The sequence below is a fragment of the Bradyrhizobium sp. LHD-71 genome (assembly GCF_031157255.1).
Taxonomy (GTDB): Bacteria; Pseudomonadota; Alphaproteobacteria; order Rhizobiales; family Xanthobacteraceae; genus P52-10.
On sequence record NZ_JAVIFX010000018.1, the window covers coordinates 77,880 to 96,829 of the forward strand.

15 protein-coding genes are annotated in these 18,950 nt (G+C 62.7%); 8 read left to right on the forward strand and 7 right to left on the reverse strand.

Annotation, left to right across the window (positions count from 1 at the left end):
* Positions 1 to 14: 14 nt before the first annotated feature.
* Positions 15 to 2,273 (reverse strand): PAS domain-containing sensor histidine kinase, encoded by a 2,259-nt coding sequence (locus tag RCO31_RS20285; protein ID WP_308970281.1) that lies wholly within the window; start codon positions 2,271 to 2,273, stop codon positions 15 to 17.
* A 493-nt stretch (positions 2,274 to 2,766) separates the two neighbouring features.
* Between RCO31_RS20285 and RCO31_RS20290 the strand changes: the two genes are divergently transcribed.
* Genes RCO31_RS20290 through RCO31_RS20310 form a run of 5 tightly spaced genes read left to right on the forward strand, consistent with a single transcriptional unit; the run spans position 2,767 to position 8,069 of the window.
* Positions 2,767 to 5,082 carry a TonB-dependent receptor gene (locus tag RCO31_RS20290; RefSeq protein ID WP_308970282.1) on the forward strand — a complete coding sequence of 772 codons (2,316 nt, stop codon included), beginning with the start codon at positions 2,767 to 2,769 and terminating at the stop codon, positions 5,080 to 5,082.
* Between the two features lie 44 nt (positions 5,083 to 5,126).
* Positions 5,127 to 5,858, forward strand: coding sequence for a cobalt ABC transporter substrate-binding protein (locus tag RCO31_RS20295; protein ID WP_308970283.1), 732 nt, complete (start codon positions 5,127 to 5,129; stop codon positions 5,856 to 5,858).
* Positions 5,855 to 6,136, forward strand: coding sequence for a DUF3649 domain-containing protein (locus RCO31_RS20300; protein ID WP_308970284.1), 282 nt, complete (start codon positions 5,855 to 5,857; stop codon positions 6,134 to 6,136). Before RCO31_RS20295 ends, RCO31_RS20300 begins: the two co-directional genes overlap by 4 nt.
* A gap of 47 nt (positions 6,137 to 6,183) precedes the next feature.
* Complete coding sequence (locus RCO31_RS20305) at positions 6,184 to 7,758, forward strand: PepSY-associated TM helix domain-containing protein (RefSeq protein WP_308970345.1); 1,575 nt, start codon at positions 6,184 to 6,186, stop codon at positions 7,756 to 7,758.
* Entirely contained in the window at positions 7,755 to 8,069 is a 315-nt protein-coding gene (locus RCO31_RS20310; RefSeq protein WP_308970285.1) for a DUF3325 domain-containing protein, read from the forward strand. The genes RCO31_RS20305 and RCO31_RS20310 overlap by 4 nt, the downstream gene beginning before the upstream one ends.
* Here RCO31_RS20310 and ntrC read toward each other — a convergent pair.
* The 3 genes from ntrC to dusB are packed head-to-tail and all read right to left on the reverse strand — an operon-like array spanning position 8,045 to position 11,700.
* Positions 8,045 to 9,487 (reverse strand): nitrogen regulation protein NR(I), encoded by a 1,443-nt coding sequence (gene ntrC / locus RCO31_RS20315; RefSeq protein WP_308970286.1) that lies wholly within the window; start codon positions 9,485 to 9,487, stop codon positions 8,045 to 8,047. The two genes, RCO31_RS20310 and ntrC, sit on opposite strands and share 25 nt — an antisense overlap.
* Positions 9,488 to 9,499: 12 nt before the next feature.
* A complete protein-coding gene (locus RCO31_RS20320) occupies positions 9,500 to 10,672 on the reverse strand; it encodes a nitrogen regulation protein NR(II) (protein ID WP_308970287.1) in 1,173 nt (390 codons plus the stop codon).
* Entirely contained in the window at positions 10,669 to 11,700 is a 1,032-nt protein-coding gene (gene dusB, locus RCO31_RS20325) for a tRNA dihydrouridine synthase DusB (protein WP_308970288.1), read from the reverse strand. Before dusB ends, RCO31_RS20320 begins: the two co-directional genes overlap by 4 nt.
* A gap of 244 nt (positions 11,701 to 11,944) precedes the next feature.
* Here dusB and RCO31_RS20330 point away from each other — a divergent pair, with 244 nt between their 5' ends.
* On the forward strand, positions 11,945 to 13,114 hold the full coding sequence (locus RCO31_RS20330) for a bifunctional 2-C-methyl-D-erythritol 4-phosphate cytidylyltransferase/2-C-methyl-D-erythritol 2,4-cyclodiphosphate synthase (protein ID WP_308970289.1): 1,170 nt from the start codon (positions 11,945 to 11,947) through the stop codon (positions 13,112 to 13,114).
* A 186-nt stretch (positions 13,115 to 13,300) separates the two neighbouring features.
* A complete protein-coding gene (locus tag RCO31_RS20335; RefSeq protein WP_308970290.1) occupies positions 13,301 to 13,909 on the forward strand; it encodes a nicotinamide-nucleotide amidohydrolase family protein in 609 nt (202 codons plus the stop codon).
* On the opposite strand, the gene RCO31_RS20340 is transcribed toward RCO31_RS20335, so the two are convergent.
* Together RCO31_RS20340 and lipA are read right to left on the reverse strand one after the other, a co-directional pair.
* A complete protein-coding gene (locus RCO31_RS20340; RefSeq protein WP_308970291.1) occupies positions 13,812 to 14,279 on the reverse strand; it encodes a type II toxin-antitoxin system RatA family toxin in 468 nt (155 codons plus the stop codon). The genes RCO31_RS20335 and RCO31_RS20340 overlap by 98 nt on opposite strands.
* Before the next feature lie 220 nt (positions 14,280 to 14,499).
* A complete protein-coding gene (gene lipA / locus RCO31_RS20345; RefSeq protein WP_308970292.1) occupies positions 14,500 to 15,459 on the reverse strand; it encodes a lipoyl synthase in 960 nt (319 codons plus the stop codon).
* A gap of 87 nt (positions 15,460 to 15,546) precedes the next feature.
* On the opposite strand from lipA, the gene RCO31_RS20350 reads away from it, so the two are divergent.
* Positions 15,547 to 16,146, forward strand: a complete 600-nt coding sequence (locus RCO31_RS20350; protein ID WP_308970293.1) for a DNA-3-methyladenine glycosylase — start codon at positions 15,547 to 15,549, stop codon at positions 16,144 to 16,146.
* 29 nt (positions 16,147 to 16,175) lie between these two features.
* Here the strand turns inward: RCO31_RS20350 and RCO31_RS20355 are convergent, their stop codons facing one another.
* Positions 16,176 to 18,923 (reverse strand): valine--tRNA ligase, encoded by a 2,748-nt coding sequence (locus RCO31_RS20355; RefSeq protein WP_308970294.1) that lies wholly within the window; start codon positions 18,921 to 18,923, stop codon positions 16,176 to 16,178.
* Positions 18,924 to 18,950 lie beyond the last annotated feature (27 nt).

Genomic DNA, 18,950 nt, shown 5'->3' on the forward strand with positions numbered 1-18,950 from the left:
TTCTGTTCGCTTTGTTACTTTGCAGCAGCAGTTTCTGGACTGGCGGTTGCTGGCGTCGTCGTGATGCCGGCTGCGGCAAACCGCAGCCGCATCCATGCGCCCCGTTGGCCTGGAACGATTTCCGAGGCGTCATTAAGTTCAATACGGCCGCCGTGATCTTCGAGAATGCGTCCGACGATCGCGAGGCCGAGACCCGTCCCCTTCTCTCGCGTCGTCACATACGGCTCCAAAAGCCGCGACCGGCTTTCCTTCGGCAGACCGACGCCGTTGTCGATGACGTCGATGACGACATCGTCGCCGTCGCGCGCCGCCCGCACGTCGATCCGGCCCTTGCCCGCAACGGCTTCCTGCGGCGCTGCTATGATCGCTTCCGAAGCATTCTTGATAATGTTCTGAAGGCCTTGCGAAATCAGCCGCCGGTCGAATCGCGCCAGCATCGGGTCTTCCTTGATCTCGCTTTCGATGTCGATGTCCGGATGCCCGACGCGCATCAGGAAGACGACCTGACGGACCGTGTCGGCCACATCCTCGTTTTCGATTACCGGCTTGGGCATGCGCGCGAAGCGAGAGAACTCATCCACCATACGTCGGATATCATCGACCTGACGCACGATTGTGTCCGTACATTGGTCAAAGACGGTTCGATCCTCGACGATCACTTTTCCGTATTTCCGGCGGATACGTTCGGCCGACAACTGGATCGGCGTCAGCGGGTTCTTGATTTCGTGCGCAATGCGTCGGGCCACGTCCGCCCAAGCGGACGTGCGCTGCGCGGAGACGAGCTCCGTGATGTCGTCCAGCGTGATGATGTAGCTGTCCTGGGTATGACCGCTCTGCTCCGCGCTGACGCGCACGGACAAATTCCGGTCCTTGCCGCCGCGGCTGATGGTGATCTGGCCCTGTACGAGCCGCTGCATGCCCTCGCGCGCCGTCCCCATCATCTCGTTCAGTTCAGGAACGATGTCCGACAGCGGACGGCCGAGTGCTTCGGATTCTGGATGACCGATCAGCTTTTCGGCGGAACGGTTGAGGATGCCGATCTTGCCCTCCTCGTCCACGCCGATGATGCCGGCGCTGGCCGAGGACAGCACCGCCTCGATGAAGCGCCGGCGGCTGTCGATCACCTCGCTGGCGCGGACCAGGTCATCGCGCTGCGTGCGCAACTCGACGGTCATCTTGTTGAACGTCTCGCCGAGGCTGGCGAGGTCACCTTCCGACTTGTTCACCGGAACCTGGACCTTTAGGTCGCCGGTCGACACGAGATTGGCGGCCGCCATCAGCCGCCGGATCGGTGCCACCAGCCAGTTGGCGAAATTCAACCCCATCAGCACCGACGACATCAGCAGCGCAAGCGTGATGACTGTGAACATCAGCGCAAAGGCAACCTGGATGCCGAGCCGCCGTGACTCGATTTCGGCAAATTCCGCGACGCCCTCCTGGGTGATCTGCAGCCGCGCGACCACGCGCGGATCGAGCAGGCGTGCGACATACAGGAAGGTGTTGTCATAGGCCCGCAGGCGGATCACCGCCGCCACATAATTCTGCTCGATGAAGACCGCCATCTGCGGCTCGTCTTCCGTCACGTTGCTCAGAAATTCCGGCGCCGGCGTCGTGAACGTCTGGCGGATGCCGGTTGCGGCCGACTCCACGATATTACGGTCCTTATCGATGAGCATGGCGCCGGGCAGATTGCGCGCCTGGGCGCCTGACGTGAGATATCGCCGGAAGCTTTCCCGGTCCTGATCGAACAGGGGCCGTGCGCCCGTGAGATCGCTCGCCATCGCAAGAATATCACCGCGTATCGAGCGCGCATGCTCGTTGAGATAGGCGTTGGCGACGATGACCGAGTTCTCGATCACTGCCTTGGTTCGTGTGGAGAACAGCCGGTCGAGACCGCGATCGAGCGTAATGTTGGCGATGAGCGCGACCAGCACCGACGGCAGTACTGCAATCACTGAGAACAAGCCCACGATCTGCACATGCAGCCGTGCGGCAGCCCTGCCCCGCCGGCGCGCCTGGATGACCTGCCAGACCTCGACCCCGATGATCGTCAGGAGCAGCAGGATCGTCGCCGAATTGATCCCGAGGAAAGTCATGACGACGTCGTGAGTCGGCACGATCGGCGTCAGACCCATCAACACCACGAAGGTGAGGAACGCGGACAGAACCGCCAGGGCAATGGCAATGCCGGCCAGCAGTCGCCGTGGCGACCAGCGGCGACGTTCGGCGGCTGGAGATTCCAGCATCTCAGTTGCCGCTTCGGCGGTTGTCATGAGCGAGGTACGTTGCGCTGTGGGCAGTATCAGACGACGCAAAACATCAACTGATGCAATTGTACAACATTTGTTGCTTAATTGCGACAATTCCACGGCGTGCCGGCGATTTCAAGGCCGATTGGGTTTTCGGCGCGAACTTGTGGATCGTGGTCGTCGGTCATGCGGCGGCGCGACCGCGTTTGCAGCCGTTTTGCCGGCCCTGGGATGCTCCTGCTTTTGCCGTGACGATTGCGAACCGCGAGGCTCCGTCGCGCTATCGTCTTCGCGAGGTCGCTGGCTCGAGCGAACGTCAAGCGTTGGCTGATACAGTTTTTCGCCTAACGCGTGTCATCGCGTCAAAGCATTTGCCAGACCGAGCGATGAATTGTCGATGTTAGAATCAGACTAAGAAGCTCTTACGCACATTCGCAAAGTAATTCTAAATCGGTTCTGTTGCTTCCGTACCTTCGATTTCTTAGTCAGACGCCCTCGGGTGAATTGGGGCGTTTGGGTGAGCAACTTCAAAAACTATAAGAACCGTTTGTACGTTGGTGTAGCGACGAGCGTTGTTTCGTTGTGTCTGACAGGTATCGGAGCCTCTCAAACGAGCGCGCAGAGCGCAGCGCCGCAGGTGTTGCCTCCGGTGTCCGTCGATGCGCCTCAACAGAGGTCGCGGGTGTCGCGCACCGTCCGATCGCGTGGCACGTCGCAGCGTTCTGCGCGCGTCGTGCCGCGGCAGCCGACCGAACAGCCTGCTCCAATCGCGCCGGTCACCACGATGGGATCGACCCGGACAATCGGAACTCCGGCACCAGCCTATGCCGGCGGTCAGGTGGCGCAGGGTGGAACGCTTGGCCTGCTCGGCAGCACGAACGTCATGAATGTGCCGTTCAGCACGGTCAACTACACGTCGCAGGTGATCGAGAATCAGCAGGCGCGGACGGCGGGGGATACGCTGATTAACGACGCGTCGGTGCGCCTCACCACAGCCAGCAACGGGTTCGGCGAGACGTTTCAGATCCGCGGCTTTCGGGTGCCCGCCAGTGACATCGGGTTCAACGGTCTCTACGGGCTGGTTTCCTTCAATCGCGTTTACGCTGAGATCATTGAGCGGATCGAGTTGCTCAAGGGGCCCGGCGCGCTCATCAACGGCATGGCCCCCGGCGGCAGCATTGGCGGAGGCATCAACATCGTCAGCAAGCGCGCGCTCGAGGTGCCTTTCACGCGCGTGACGCCGTTCTTCATGAGCGCCGGCAACTACGGTCTGCACCTGGAAACCAGCCGCCGGTTCGGCGAGAACAAGGAGTGGGGCGTTCGGTTCAACGGGGTGGGACGCAATGGCGAAGCCTCGATTGACGACGGAAACTGGCGGTCCGGTTTTGGCGCGCTGTCGCTCGACTATCGTGGCGATCGCCTGCGCTGGACGTTGGACGCCTTTTCGCAGAACGACGACACCAAGAACTTCCGTCCGCAGATGACGATTCAGAGCACGGTGCCCTTCATTCCGGCGCCGCCTGCCGCAGACGGCAATTGGTACCCGGGCACGATGCTCAAGCAACGGGACAACACCATCGCCTCAGGGCTCGAATATGATCTGACCGAGCAGCTGACCGCATATGCAGGTCTCGGCTACCTTGACGGTGAGAGCCGGCAGACGTTCCCGACCGGCCGTACCCCCGGCTTTCCCAACGGGATCGACGCTCTCGGCAATTTCCAGCTCACCAATGGTTACTATGACTCCTATACGAAGACGGTCAGCGGCAATGTCGGCCTGCGGTCGCGTTTCGACACGGCGTTCATCGGCCACTCAGTCAATGTCGCCTTTACCGGCTTCAATTCCGAAGTCGGCAGTGCATCTACGACCAATCCACCGGCTCAGTCGGTGCCGTCGAACATCTACAACCCGTCCCCCCTTCCTGTGGTCACGGTCCCGCGCCTCGCTCCGCGGAAACAGTCCGACACGACGCTCACGAGCGTTGCGATCGCCGACACCATGTCATTCTTGAATGATGCGGTCCTCGTGACCGCGGGTGTCCGTCACCAGATGGTGAAGCAGGACAGTTTCAACACCAGCACTGGTGCGATGACGGGCAGCTACGACGCTGCCGCGACGACGCCCCTTGTCGGCGTGGTCTTCAAGCCTTGGCATCATGTTTCGCTCTACGCGAACTACGCGGAAGGACTGAGCCAGGGCATGATCGTCGGTCCCGGCTTTAGCAATACCGGCGCTGTGCTTGCTCCGTACAAGTCGAAGCAGGCTGAAGCTGGCGTCAAGGTGGACTGGGGCACCATCACGACGACTGCGGCCGTATTCGAGATTAGCCGTCCCAGCGTGATCACCACGGCATCCAACGCGCGGGCCTATGATGGCGAGCAGCGCAATCGCGGCGTCGAACTGAACGCCTATGGCCTGTTGCTGCCCGGCCTGCGCGGCATGGTCAGCGCGACCTTCTTGCGCCCTGAGCTGACGAATCCGGCCAATGCCTGGGAGCGCGGGAATGACGCCGCCGGCGTGCCGGACAAGACATTCTCCGCCGCCCTCGACTGGGACACGCCATGGGTCGAGGGCCTCGCTCTGAATGGGCGCGTGATCTATACGTCGGGCTCCTACCTCACCAACGCCAATCTCAGTCACCAGCGGTTCGACGACTGGACCCGTCTCGACATCGGCGCGCGCTATACGACGACGGCACTCACCGGCAAGCCTGTCACGATCCGCGCCAATATCGAGAACGTGACCGGCGAGAACTACTGGCTCTGGGACGGATCGTTTGTGACGGTCGCGTCTCCTCGAACCTACATCGTATCTGCCGCATTCGATTTCTAATGGAATGCGCCGCCCACTCAGGACGCTGTACCAAGGTGTTTACAATGACAAAGCTCTTCATCGCCGTGATTGCCTTGCTTGGAGTGCTGACGCCCGTTCAGGCGCACCAGATCTGGATCGAGCAGTCCGAAGAAGGACAGAATGCTGTTGTTCGCTTTGGCGAATTCGGCGAGAATCTTCGTGAAGTGTCGCCTGGGCTGCTCGACAAATTCGCAAAGGTGACTGGTACGATCATCTCCGCCAAGGGCGAGCAAAAGTCCGACGCCACCAAGACCGCAAACGGCTTCACACTGCCATTCAAGGCCGCCGACGGCGACAGCATTGTCGCGGAGGATGCGGGCTACCCGCTCTATACCTGGAAGCAACAGGACAAGCAGGTCATCAACTGGTTCTATCCTGCCGCACGCTTCATCACCGGCTTTGCCGCGCAGCAGCCGAGGCTCGTCCTGGACCTCGTGCCGACCGGTCAGGACGGTCAGTTCAAGCTCACCTTCAAGAACGAGCCAAAGGCCAAGACCAAAGTGACGCTGGTTACTGAATCGGGCTGGTCTAAAGAAGGTCACACGGACGAGCAGGGCCTCGTGAAGTTCGATATGCCCTGGAAGGGCGTCTACGTCGCTGAAGTCAGCTTCAACGACCGCAGCCCAGGTGAGCGTACGGGGACGAACGGCGCTGAAAAGTATGATGCCGTGAGCTATGCCACCACCGTGACCTATGTGAATGCCAACGGCCTGACACCAATCCCTGCGGGCCCGCCGAAAACGCCGGGCAAATGAACACGCTGATCCATCGGGCCCGCTCCACGGGCCCGCTCATCTCGCGCATCGTCGCTGCGCTGTTTGGCGGCTATGCGCTGGCCGCGCTCGGCAGCGTTGCCGTGCTCGCATTGCCGACGAGCAAGCCCCAGGCCGTGCTCATCGGTATGCTGGCAAGCTTTGCCATCTACGCCGGTGCGGTCATCTGGGTCTTTGCCGTGCGAAGCGCGCTGAAGGCCTGGGCGGGCCTGATCATCGTGGGCGCGCCGCTCTCGCTGGCGGCGTGGTCGGTCGCGTGACGGCGGCGGACGACGATCTGCCGGCTCCCCGCGGCATCCGGCAAAGCATGGCGAGCCTGCATACGTGGGCCGGCCTTCTGCTCGGCTGGATTCTCTATGCCATGTTCCTCACCGGCACCGTGTCCTATTTCAAGGACGAGCTCTCGCAATGGATGCGACCGGAGCTCCGGCGTCTCGCCCAAATTCCCGATCAGGCCGTCGTGGCACAGCGGATCGCGGACGAACTTGGCAAGGTAGCGGCCGGGACTTCGCGGTGGAGCATGCGTCTGCCCGACGCGCGCAACAACAGTGTCGCTGCCTTCTGGCTCACACCCACACGCGACGCGGGCCAGCGCGCCTTCGGTGATGCCTACTTCGATCCCGCGACCGGCCGAAAAGTCGCCTCACGCGACACGCTGGGCGGCGACTTCTTCTACCGTTTTCACTTCCAGTTCCATTACATGCCGGTGGTGTGGGGCCGATGGCTTGCAGGCGCGGCCGCGATGTTCATGCTGGTCGCGATCGTCAGCGGCGTTATCACCCACAAGAAGATATTCGTCGATTTCTTCACGTTCCGCTGGCGCAAGGGGCAGCGCTCGTGGCTGGACGCGCACAACGCCTTGTCGGTGTTTGGTCTGCCGTTTCATTTCATGATCACCTACACCGGGTTGGTGACTTTGATGGCGCTGTACATGCCCTGGGGCGAGCGTGTGGCGTTCAAGACTCCGGCAGAGCGCCAGCAGCTCGCCGCCGAACTCAGTGGCTTCATTCAGCCCGGCAGGCCCAGCGGGCAGAAAGTGCCGCTGGCATCGGTCGCGGATATGGTGCGGCAGGCACAAGAGCGCTGGGGGCAGGACAACGTCGGGCGCGTCAACGCCGTTCACCCCGGAGACGCGGCCGCGCGCGTGGCCGTGACCCGAGGAGAAGTGGGCCGCGTGTCCCTGAGCCCGCAATATATGGAGTTCGACGGGACCACCGGCAAACTACTGACAGTCCGGGAGAGTGTCGGTGCTGCGGCAGAAACCCGCGGCGTACTTTATGCGCTGCACTTGGGGCGCTTCAGCGACCTTGAAACGCGATGGCTCTACTTTCTTGTCAGCTTCATGGGAACCGCCATGGTGGGCACAGGCCTGGTCATGTGGACCGTGAAGCGGCGACAGAAGTTGCCCGATCCGGACCACCCCCATTTTGGCTTCCGCCTTGTAGAACGGTTGAATATTGCAAGCATTGCCGGCTTGTCGGTCGCGATGACTGCATTTCTGTGGGCCAACCGCTTGCTGCCACATGCATTGGAGAACCGCGCAGACTGGGAGATTCACGCGTTCTTCATCGTCTGGCTCCTGACGCTGCTGCATGCGCTCCTGCGTCCGGCCAAATCGGCCTGGATCGAGCAATTATGGGCGGCATCAGCGTTGCTGTTTCTGCTGCCAGTCCTCAACACCCTGACGACGCAGCGTCCGTTCTGGCACAGCTTGTCCGAAGCTGACTGGGTTTTCGTCGGTATGGATATCATGTGCTGGGCGCTCGCCCTGCTTCATGCCGTTCTGGCCATACGCACGGCTCGACAGCGAGCCGGCGGTCGATCGAGGCGCGACATAGATCGGCGGGCTCCGAACATCATCGCGTCCGGCGAGGTCGGATGAGCCACCTGCTCGCATTTATGCTGTGCTTGGCAGGTTTTGCCGCGTTGGCGTTCGCCATGCGTCGCCACCAGCGCGATGTGCTCGGTGGCCCGCTGCCGCCGCCGAAGACATACGCGCTTCGCGTTGCCGGCGGAGCCGCGTTGCTATCTGCGCTCGGGATCCTTGTTACCCAACAGGGCTGGAGCCTTGGCCTTGTGAGCTTCAGCGGTCACGCAAGCATAACTGCCGGCATCGTGTATTGCGCGCTCGCCGGATATATGAGGATCCGCGCCGGCGCGCTTGGCGTTTATCCGCCTGAACGGAAAACCTGAATATCGAGGTCGCGAATCTTCTTGCGAAGCGTATTGCGATTGACCCCCAGAAGGTCTGCGGCGCGAATCTGATTGCCGCGGGTCGCAGCGAGTGCGGCGGTCAGCAGCGGCACCTCGATTTCCCGCAGGATGCGATGGTAGAGTCCCGGCGGCGGAAGACCGTTGGGAAATCCGGAGAAGTGAGAGGCAAGATAGAGTTCAACGGCGCCGCCCAGGTTGTCGATCGTCTGCGGGGCGTTGCCGTTCGAAATAACCGCCGGCGGCGCCAGCTCACCCTCGATCACCGAGCCAGTGATCACCTCCTGCGGATAGAGCGCTGCAAGGCGGCGCGCGAGATTTTCGAGCTCTCGCACGTTACCCGGCCAGCGATGCTGCTTCATCCGCTCAAGCGCCTGCGTATCGAGCTTCTTTGGCGGCAGGCCGTCTTTCTCGGCAAGCGAAAAGAAGTGGCGGATCAGATCAGGCAGATCCTCGATCCGCTCCCGTAGCGGCGGCAGCCGCAACGGCACGACGTTCAGGCGAAAAAACAGATCCTCTCGAAACAGGCCTTGCTGGATCAGAATGCGCAGATCTTTGTTGGTCGCGGCGATGATGCGCACGTCGGTCTTGATCGGAGTGCGGCCGCCGACGGTGGTGTATTCGCCCTGCTGCAGGACGCGCAGCAAGCGCGTTTGCGCCTCCATCGGCATGTCGCCGATCTCGTCGAGAAACAGCGTGCCGCCCTCGGCCTGCTCGAAGCGCCCTGATGCGCGGGTGTTTGCGCCGGTGAACGCGCCGCGCTCATGGCCGAACAATTCCGACTCGATCAGGTCACGCGGGATCGCCGCCATGTTGACCGCGACGAAGGGGCCGTTGCGGCGCTTGCCATAGTCGTGCAGGGCGCGCGCGACCAGCTCCTTGCCTGTGCCGGATTCTCCCGAAATCATCACGGTGAGATCCGTCTGCATCAGCCGCGCCAGCACACGGTAGATTTCCTGCATCGCCGGCGAACGGCCGACCAGCGGTATCGCGTCGAATTCCGCTTCATCGGCGATGCGGACCGAGCGCTCCTTCGGTTCGGACAGCGCGCGCCCGACGATGGCGATCAGTTCCTTCAGGTCGAAGGGTTTCGGCAGATATTCGTAGGCGCCGCGCTCGGAGGCGCGGATCGCGGTCATGAATGTGTTCTGCGCGCTCATGACGACGACCGGAAGGTTCGGACGCATCTTCTTGATGCGCGGCAAGAGATCGAATGCGTTCTCGTCCGGCATCACGACGTCGGTGATGACGAGATCGCCCTCGCCCTGGCTGACCCATCGCCAGAGCGTTGCGGCATTGCCCGTCAAGCGCACTTCATAGCCGGCACGCGATAGCGCCTGGTTGAGAACGGTGCGGATCGCCGTGTCGTCGTCGGCTACCAGAATACTTCCTGCGGGCATTCTCTCAATTCCTCATCGTTTAACCTGTGAGGCCTGCGGCAGCGTTCCCGGTTCGCTAACGCTCTTGCTTTGGTCCTTCGCCGGACTGGAGAAGATCGGCATCAGCACCCGAAAAACGGTCTTGCGTGGCTGCGAGTCGCACTCGATGATGCCGCCGTGATCGCCGACAATCTTGGCGACGAGCGCGAGGCCGAGCCCGCTGCCCGTCGGTTTTGTCGTCACGAAGGGATCGAACAGGTTCGGCATCAGATCCTCGGGCACGCCCGGACCATTGTCCTTGACGCAGAATTCGAGCGGCAACGACACGCGCGACTTCGAGCCCGGTAGCGACAAGCGCACGCCCGGCCGGAATGCGGTGGTGAGCTGGATCTCCGCCTCCTGTTCGAGGTCGGCGACTGCTTCGGCGGCATTCTTCACCAGGTTCAGAAATACCTGGATGAGTTGATCCTGGTTGGCGAGCACCGGCGGCAACGACGGGTCGTAGTCCTCGACGATCTTGATGTTGCGGGCAAAGCCCGACTGCGCGAGGCGTTTGACGTGGTCGAGCACGGAGTGGATGTTCACCGGCCCGCGCGCGACCGGCCGCTCGTCGCCGAACACCTCCATGCGATCAACCAGCGTCACGATGCGATCGGCTTCGTCGCAGATCAGGCGGGTCAGCTGGCGATCTTCCGGCGGTGCCGACTGCTCGAGCAACTGTGCCGCGCCGCGAATGCCCGACAGCGGGTTCTTGATCTCGTGCGCGAGCATGGCGGCGAGCGCGATGACTGAGCGGGCGGCGCTACGGTGCGTCAGCTGCCTGTCCATCTTGTCGGCGATCGTCCGCTCCTGCAGCATGATGACGATGTGGCCGGGGCGTTCGGAGAGCGGCGCCACATGGAGATCGACCTGCCGGTCGCCGCCGATCTTGGGCGTGCCGAGATCGACCTTGTATTCGTTGACCGGCGAGCCTTTCGCCCTCACCTGATCGACCAGCGCCAGCAGTGGGCTGCCAAACGGGATCAGCTCTTTAAGCAGTTGCCGCTGCAGCAGATGGATGGAGGTCTCGAAGAAAGATTCCGCTGCGATATTCGCGTCGACAATCTTGCCGTCCGGCCCGACCAGCACCACCGGATTCGGCAGCGCATTGAGGATGGCTTCGCCGTCACTCGGCAACCGGGCGCGCTGTTCGGCCGCAGCGTTCATGCCACAGCTCTCCACTCGAAATCCTCGAATGCATCGACGAGCGATCGTCTGACATCGGCAGGCTGCTCCGATGTCAGTACGGCTTGACGCCAGCGCGTCAGGATCTCGAGCGACACGCCCGCTGCGCTCGCGGCGACGTTGAGCGCCCAGCCAAGATGTTTGCGAGCGTGGCGAAGTCCGACGCGCAGGCCGTAGTGGGCCAGTACTCCCTCATAAAGCGAGAGAAGAAGGCCGAGCTGGCACTGCAGCGACGGCGCGTCGTCCAGCGTGCCGTGCATCAAGCGGCGTCCGATCTGTCCCGGCAGCCAGGGTTGTCCCTGCGCACCTCGGCCGATCATCACCGCATCAGCACCCGATCGCGCCAGCGCCGCCTGCGCATGCTCGAATGACAGGATGTCGCCGTTGACCACGAGCGGGATCGAAATGGCGTCCTTCACCGCGCGAACTGCGCTCCAATCCGCCTGCCCCTTGTAGAACTGGCAACGCGTGCGCCCGTGCACAGTGATCAGGCTGACGCCAGCAGTTTCGGCGCGCCGAGCGAGCTCAGGCGCATTGATCGAGCTGTGGTCCCAGCCTAGCCGCATCTTCAGCGTCACTGGCACCGAGACGGCGCCGACCGTGGCCTCGATCAGCCGCAACGCATGATCGAGGTCGCGCATCAAGGCTGACCCTGCTTCGCCGTTCGTGACGTGCCGGGCGGGACAACCCATGTTGATGTCGATGATATCAGCGCCGGCGCTCTCCGCGATCCGCGCGCCCTCGGCCATCCAGTGCGTCTCGCATCCCGCGAGTTGCACAACATGGGGTCCGATGCCGGACGCTTCGCATCTCAGTCGCGCGACCGGGCGGCCCTTCGCGAGATCGTCGCTCGCGGTCATCTCGGAGACGACGAGCCCTGCCCCGAGTTCGGATGCGACCTTCCGAAACGGCGCGTCGGTCACGCCGGACATCGGCGCAAGCACGATCGGCACGCCCACGGCAACGCCACCGATGGCCAAAGGCTTCAAATGTGCCGGACTGGTCGCCATTCTCGATCGTGTCTCGGGCCAGCCACGCCATTGTGGCCGCTTCGCGCAAAAAATAGGCAGGAACCTATGTTGCCTACACATTAGCCAATTTTTTCGTCGATGCAAGTGCAGCGCACAAAACTTATCGACCTGCCCACAGCTCTGCAGAATCATGCTTTTCCTGCGCCACATCATGGTAATGGGCAGGGCGCCATCGCCTCCGGTGGTTGAACCGAACAGCCATTTTGCCCGTCGCAAGAACTGCATGACCCGTACAGCCGCCATCATTGTCGCCGCCGGCCGCGGACTTCGCGCCGGCCCCGGAGGCCCCAAGCAATTCCGTTCACTTGGCGGGCGATCAGTGATCGCGCGGGCGCTCGACGCGTTCTGCGCACACCCGGACGTCGGCTGGGTCCAGCCAGTCTGTCACGCGGATGATAGCGGACCGTTCGCGGCGGCCACGCAGGGCCTGAGCCACCTGCCCCCTGTCCCCGGCGGCACAAGCCGTCAGGCGTCCGTTCTTGCAGGGCTGAAGGCGCTGGCGGACGTCGCGCCCGACATTGTGCTGATTCACGATGCTGCGCGGCCGTTCGTGTCAGGCGCGGTGATCACGCGCGCGATTGCAGCGGCGGCGCAGACTGGCGCCGCCATCCCGACGGTTGCGGTTGCCGACACCATCAAGCAGGTGGATGCCTCCGGCCATGTCGTCGGCACGCCACCGCGCGCAGACCTCCGCATCGCGCAGACACCTCAGTCGTTTGTTTTTGACAAGATCCTGGCCGCGCACGAACGTGCTGCGCGCGAGGGGCGCGACGATTTCACCGATGATGCAGCGCTTGCCGAATGGGCGGGACTGACAGTCGCGACGTTTGAAGGCGATCATCTGAACATGAAACTGACCACTCCTGAGGACTTTGCACGCGAGGAGGCCCGCCTCGGCGCTGCCCTTGGCGACATCCGGACCGGCACCGGCTACGACGTCCATGCCTTCGGCGACGGCGACCATTTGATGATCTGCGGCGTCCGCGTGCCGCATACGCGTGGCTTCCTGGCCCACTCCGACGGCGACGTCGGCTTGCATGCGCTGGTGGATGCGATCCTCGGCGCACTGGCTGACGGTGATATCGGCGCGCACTTCCCGCCGAGCGATCCGAAATGGAAGGGCGCCTCGTCCGATCGCTTCCTGGAAGATGCGGTACGGCGCGTCCGCGCACGCGGTGGCCGCGTCGCCAGTCTCGAAGTGACGCTGATCTGCGAGCGCCCCAAAATCGGCCCCCTGCGCGATGCTATGCGCGCACGCATCGCGGAGATTGCGGACGTACCCGTATCCCGTGTATCTGTAAAGGCAACCACCAGCGAACGCCTCGGCTTCACCGGCCGTGAGGAAGGCATGGCGGCGACGGCAAGTGCGACCATTCGGCTGCCGTGGGACTAGTGTCCCAGTTCTAACGTTCGCATTGCTTTGCGGCAACCTCGGTTGCGAACGTTAGAACCGGGACACTAGCTAACTCATAACTGTAGTGCGGGTTTCGAATTTGAAATTCCTGGGACGAGTTCGCCGCGACGTTGGCAGGAATTTCAAATTCCCCGCACTACTAACGCTTAATCCGGAGCCTGCGACGTGAGCGCCAGTGAAATTCGTGCCATGGCCCGCGCGCTGCTTGACCTCTGCAAGATGAAGAAGCTGACGATCGCGACCGCGGAGTCGTGCACCGGCGGCCTCGTCTGTGCATCGCTTGTGGATATTCCCGGTTCGTCAGCGGTCGTCACCACCGGGTTCATCACCTACTCGAACGAGGCAAAGCACGAGCTGCTCGGCGTCAGCAGCCAGACACTGGAGAATTTCGGTGCGGTCAGCCGCGAGGCTGCAGTGAGCATGGCAAATGGTGCGTTGAAGAAGGCGAAGTCCGGTCTGTCCGTTGCGGTTACCGGCATCGCCGGACCCGGCGGGGCCACGCCGGGCAAGCCTGTCGGCCTCGTCCATCTCGCCGTCGCCTCGCGCGACGGCCGCGTCGTCACGCGTGAAAAGCGGTTCGGAGCGATCGGGCGCACAGCGGTGCGCATGCGTTCGGTGGTCGAGGCGCTGAAGATGTTGACGGAGCTTGCGCGCGGACCAGCAAAGGTCGTCAAGCTCAAGCGGCCGGCGCCGGGCGCGGGTAGATCGCGTCCGCGCGCTTCTCGAACGCTTCGGCAAAGCGGTGGAACGCGGCGTCGAACATCGCGCCCATAAGCAGCGCCAGCATTCGGCTGCGGAATTCGTAGGCGATGAAGAAAACGACATCGCATGCATCGTCGCCGCGCGGTTCGAATGACCAGCGATTTTCCATGCTGCTGAACGGCCCGCGAAGATACTCCACCAGGATCTTCATGTTCGGACGGTCCAGTGTGACGCGGCTGGTGAAGGTTTCCCTGATCAATTTGAACGACACAGTCATGTCGGCAATGATCGTCTCTGTGCCGTCCGGAGCCGCGGTCCGTTGGCGCACCTTCAGCGCATGGCACATCGGCACGAATTCAGGGTAGCGCTCGACGTCGGCGACGAGATCGAACATTCTCTCGGCCGAGTGATTGGCGCGGCGCTTGTTGGTAAATCGAGGCATTGCAGGCAGGACGACTCAAACGGTGCTGCGCCCCATCTAGACACCCCTCGGTCGCGGCGCAACGCCCCCTGCCTGTCATCGCCGCCGCATCGCTCTTCATGGTTGTAGGCCCGACGCGGATCCGTTGCGGGCATCAGCAATCAGCGGGCCTCTTGGAAGTTCCCGGCGCCTTCAGCGGCCGAAATGGACCCGCCGGTCACGAACCATATCGCTTGGTATTTCAGCGCGCTGCGGCCGCCCTCGCCGCCTGAAGCCTCGCAAAATCCTCACCTGCATGATGCGACGAGCGGGTCAGCGGGCTTGCGGAGACCATCAGGAAGCCCTTGGTGTAGGCAACCTTCTCGAACGCGCTGAACTCGTCAGGGGGAATGTAGCGCGCGACCGCGTGATGCTTGCGCGTCGGCTGCAGGTACTGGCCGATGGTGATGAAGTCCACATCCGCCGAACGCAGATCATCCATCACCTGCAACACTTCGTGCCGTTCCTCGCCGAGCCCGACCATGATGCCGGACTTGGTGAAGATGGTGGGATCGATCTCCTTCACCCGCTGTAGCAGGCGGATCGAATGGAAGTAGCGTGCGCCAGGTCGCACCGAAAGATAGCGCGACGGAACCGTTTCGAGATTGTGGTTGAAGACGTCGGGTTTGGCGGCAACGACCACCTCCAACGCACCATCCTTGCGCAGGAAGTCGGGCGTCAGAATCTCGATCGTGGTCGACGAGCACTTTTCGCGGATGGCGCGAACGGTTTGGGCAAAGTGTTGAGCGCCGCCGTCAGCGAGATCGTCGCGATCGACCGAGGTAATGACGACGTGCGCGAGGCCGAGTTTCGCCACCGCGTCGGCAATGCGCTCCGGCTCGGCTGCCTCCAGCGCATCAGGCATGCCGGTCTTCACATTGCAGAATGAGCAGGCGCGCGTGCAGGTGTCCCCCATGATCATGAAGGTCGCATGCTTCTTGTCCCAGCACTCGCCGATGTTCGGGCAGCCGGCTTCCTCGCAAACGGTGACAAGCCCGTTATCGCGAACGATCTTGCGGGTATCGGCGTAGCCGCGTGTATTCGGGGCGCGCACACGGATCCAGTCCGGCTTTGCCGGCGACGGCATATCCGGCCGATGCGCCTTCTCCGGATGCCGGGGGCGCAGGGGCTTTGCGGAAACTGTGTCGATGACGACAACCATGAGCCGATCCGTCCGTGTTACAGATACCTAATCCGTCCTCTGCCGCACCGCAACCGGTTGGTTTCGCTCCGCCTTTAGATTTGACCGATGCTTCAACAGAACGTCACGCCAAAACTCGGCAAACGCCTCACGAAGGCGTTCTTCAACCGCAGCGTCCACCGCGTCGCGCCCGACCTGATCGGCGCAACATTGCTGTTTGGCGGTGTTGGTGGGACCATCGTCGAGGTGGAGGCCTATCATCACACCGATCCCGCCGCGCATTCCTACAATGGTCCCACTCCGCGCAACCGCGTGATGTTCGGCCCGCCCGGCTTCGCCTATGTCTATCGCTCCTACGGCATCCACTGGTGTCTCAACTTCGTCTGCGAGCAAGAAGGCTCGGCGAGCGCCGTGCTCATCCGCGCGCTGGAACCGACCTATGGCATTCCCGCCATGCGGCGGCGGCGCGGCATGCCGGACGAGCAATCGTTGTGCTCAGGGCCCGGCAAGCTCTGTCAGGCGCTCGGCGTCACCGACATGCACAACGCGCTGCCGCTGGATGTCCTGCCGTTCGCGCTGCATGCCGCGACGTCGAAGCCGGAGGTGATGATCGACGTGCGGATCGGCATCACTAAGGCAGCCGACCTGCCCTGGCGTTTTGGTCTCAAGGGCTCGCGGTTTGTCAGCAAGCGTTTTCCCCGCGCCTAGGGGAAAAACGGCCCTCGAGCAAAAAGACGTCAAGCTGCGCTTCTCAGCCGCTCCAGCGCTTCCAGGATCTTCGTACGGCGGGCCTCTGCTTCCTCGCGCCGTTCGCGTTGCTCCTCGACCACCTCTTCCGGCGCGCGGGCCATGAAATCGGCGTTGCCGAGCTTCGCGTCGACACGCTTGATGTCGGCTTCGGCCTTGGCGACCTCTTTCTCCAGCCGCGATTTCTCGGCTGCGAGATCGATGACACCCTTCAGCGGCAGCGCTGCGACCTCGCCGCGGACCAGCAATTGTACTGCGCCCTGCGGCATACCGGATGCGGACGAAATCTCCGACACTCGGGCCAGACGCTTGATGACGTCGGTCCAGCGTTGCGCGCGCGCCTCGGTTTCGGCGGATGGCGTCACCAGCACAAGCGGAACCAGCGTTGCAGGAGCAATATTCATCTCCGAACGCAGCGAGCGTACGGCAGTGACGAGATCAACCACCCAGCCGATTTCGCCTTCGGCGGCCTCGTCGTCCAGCGCCGCAAGCGAGGGCCACTCCGTCAGGGTGAGCAGCACACCACGCTTTCCAGCCGCCGTGACGTCCCAAAGCTCCTCGGTGATGAACGGCATGAAGGGATGCAGCAGCTTCAGGATCTCGTCGCGCGCCCAGGCGACCATCGCGCGGGTCTCGGCCTTTGCAGCGCCATCCGGTCCGCTCAGCACGGGCTTGGCAAGCTCGAGATACCAGTCGCAGTAGACATTCCAGATAAAACGATAAACGGCGCTTGCGGCCTCGTTGAAACGGTAGCCTTCGATCGCCTCGGTCACCTCGCGCGCTGCACGTGACGTCTCGTGCGCGATCCAGCGGTTCAGGGTTTCCTTCGCACCCTTCGGGTCAAAATCGGTCGGCAACGCGCAAGCGTTCATTTCTGCGAAGCGCGCTGCATTCCAGAGCTTGGTGGCGAAGTTGCGGTAACCTTCGATGCGCTGGCGCGACGGCTTCACATCCCGTCCGGGGGTTGCGAGCGAGGCCATGGTGAAGCGCAGCGCATCCGCGCCGAAGTCGTCAATCAGTTCCAGCGGATCGACGACGTTACCCTTCGACTTCGACATCTTGGCGCCCTTCTCGTCGCGCACGATGCCGTGGATGTAGATGTCCTTGAAGGGCACCTCCTTCATGAACTGAAGGCCCATCATCATCATGCGGGCGACCCAGAAAAAGATGATGTCGAAGCCTGTGACCAGCGTATTGGTCGGGTAGTAGCGCTTCACCTCCGGCGTGTCGTCCGGCCAGCCGAGCGTCGAGAACGGCCAAAGCGCCGACGAGAACCAGGTGTCGAGGACGTCTTCATCGCGGGTGATGAAGCCTTCGCGCTTGGCCGGATCGAGCGCCATTTCGCGCCCCTGTTCCGGAGTGATGACCTCCTGCTCGACGTAGTAGCCGAGCGCCATGCCGACGGCCTCTTCCTCCGTCTCGGCGACGAACACCCTGTCGTCCGGTCCGTACCAGGCCGGGATCTGATGCCCCCACCAGAGCTGGCGCGAGATACACCAGGGCTGGATGTTCTCCATCCAGTCGAAATAGGTCTTTTCATAATTCTTCGGCACGAACCGGGTCGAACCGTTCTGCACTGCCGTGATGGCGGGACGGGCGAGCGTCTTCGCGTCCACATACCACTGGTCGGTCAGCAGCGGTTCGATCACGACGCCGGAGCGGTCGCCATGTGGCACCATGTGCACATGCGGTTCGATCTTGTCGACGAGGCCGAGCGCTTCCAGGTCGGCGACGATGCGCTTGCGCGCGGCATAGCGATCCAGCCCGCGATACTGTGGCGGGCAGTTCTCGTTGAGCTCGGCCGCTGGCGTGAACAGGTTGATCAGGCCGCCGTTGAGCTGCTTCTTGAAGTAGTCCCTTTCGCGATGGCGTTGCCAGACTTCGAAATCGTTGAAGTCGTGCGCGGCGGTGATTTTCACCGCACCGGAGCCCTTCTCGGGATCCGGATACTCGTCCGCAATCACGGGGATCAGACGTTCAGCAAGCGGCAGCCGGACGAGCTTGCCGACGAGATGCTTGTAGCGTTCATCGTCCGGATGCACGGCGACTGCGCCGTCGCCGAGCATGGTCTCGGGACGGGTCGTGGCGATGCAGAGATATTGCGACGGATCGTCGGCAAGCGGATAGCGGAAGTGCCACATATGGCCCTTCACCTCGGTCTGCTGCACCTCAAGGTCGGAGATCGCGGTCAGCAGCGCAGGGTCCCAGTTGACCAGCCGCTTGTCCTTGTAGATCAGGTCTGCGCGGTAGAGTTCGACGAACACCTTCAAGACTGCGCGCGACAGTCCCTCGTCCATGGTGAAGCGCTCGCGCGACCAGTCGCAGGACGCGCCGAGCCGCTTGAGCTGATTGACGATGGTGCCGCCGCTTTCGGCCTTCCACTGCCACACGCGATCCAGAAACTTTTCACGACCCATGGCGCGGCGGCCGGGCTCCTGCCGCTCCATGAGTTGCCGTTCGACCACCATCTGGGTGGCAATGCCGGCATGATCAGTACCCGGCTGCCAGAGCACATCGCGACCGCGCATGCGCTCGAACCGGCAGAGGATGTCCTGCAGCGTATTGTTGAGCGCGTGGCCCATATGCAGGGAACCGGTGACGTTCGGAGGCGGAATCACGATTGTGAACGGCTTGGCGTCGCGCACGCCGGCGCGGCCGGCACGGAAGGCGCCGGCCTCTTCCCAAAGTCGTGACATGCGGCCTTCGATATCCGCGGGCTGGTAGTTTTTTTCGATCATATCCAGAACAAAAATGTGTCGGGGCGC

Bases quoted from the DNA above. Each gene is read 5' to 3' on its own strand.
- RCO31_RS20300 (WP_308970284.1), top strand. From the start codon at position 5,855: ATGAACACGCTGATCCATCGGGCCCGCTCCACGGGCCCGCTCATCTCG.
- lipA (WP_308970292.1), bottom strand. From the start codon at position 15,459: ATGGTTGTCGTCATCGACACAGTTTCCGCAAAGCCCCTGCGCCCCCGG.
- RCO31_RS20305 (WP_308970345.1), top strand. From the start codon at position 6,184: ATGGCGAGCCTGCATACGTGGGCCGGCCTTCTGCTCGGCTGGATTCTC.
- RCO31_RS20295 (WP_308970283.1), top strand. From the start codon at position 5,127: ATGACAAAGCTCTTCATCGCCGTGATTGCCTTGCTTGGAGTGCTGACG.
- dusB (WP_308970288.1), bottom strand. From the start codon at position 11,700: ATGGCGACCAGTCCGGCACATTTGAAGCCTTTGGCCATCGGTGGCGTT.
- RCO31_RS20320 (WP_308970287.1), bottom strand. From the start codon at position 10,672: ATGAACGCTGCGGCCGAACAGCGCGCCCGGTTGCCGAGTGACGGCGAA.
- RCO31_RS20330 (WP_308970289.1), top strand. From the start codon at position 11,945: ATGACCCGTACAGCCGCCATCATTGTCGCCGCCGGCCGCGGACTTCGC.
- RCO31_RS20350 (WP_308970293.1), top strand. From the start codon at position 15,547: ATGCTTCAACAGAACGTCACGCCAAAACTCGGCAAACGCCTCACGAAG.
- ntrC (WP_308970286.1), bottom strand. From the start codon at position 9,487: ATGCCCGCAGGAAGTATTCTGGTAGCCGACGACGACACGGCGATCCGC.
- RCO31_RS20310 (WP_308970285.1), top strand. From the start codon at position 7,755: ATGAGCCACCTGCTCGCATTTATGCTGTGCTTGGCAGGTTTTGCCGCG.
- RCO31_RS20340 (WP_308970291.1), bottom strand. From the start codon at position 14,279: ATGCCTCGATTTACCAACAAGCGCCGCGCCAATCACTCGGCCGAGAGA.
- RCO31_RS20355 (WP_308970294.1), bottom strand. From the start codon at position 18,923: ATGATCGAAAAAAACTACCAGCCCGCGGATATCGAAGGCCGCATGTCA.
- RCO31_RS20285 (WP_308970281.1), bottom strand. From the start codon at position 2,273: ATGACAACCGCCGAAGCGGCAACTGAGATGCTGGAATCTCCAGCCGCC.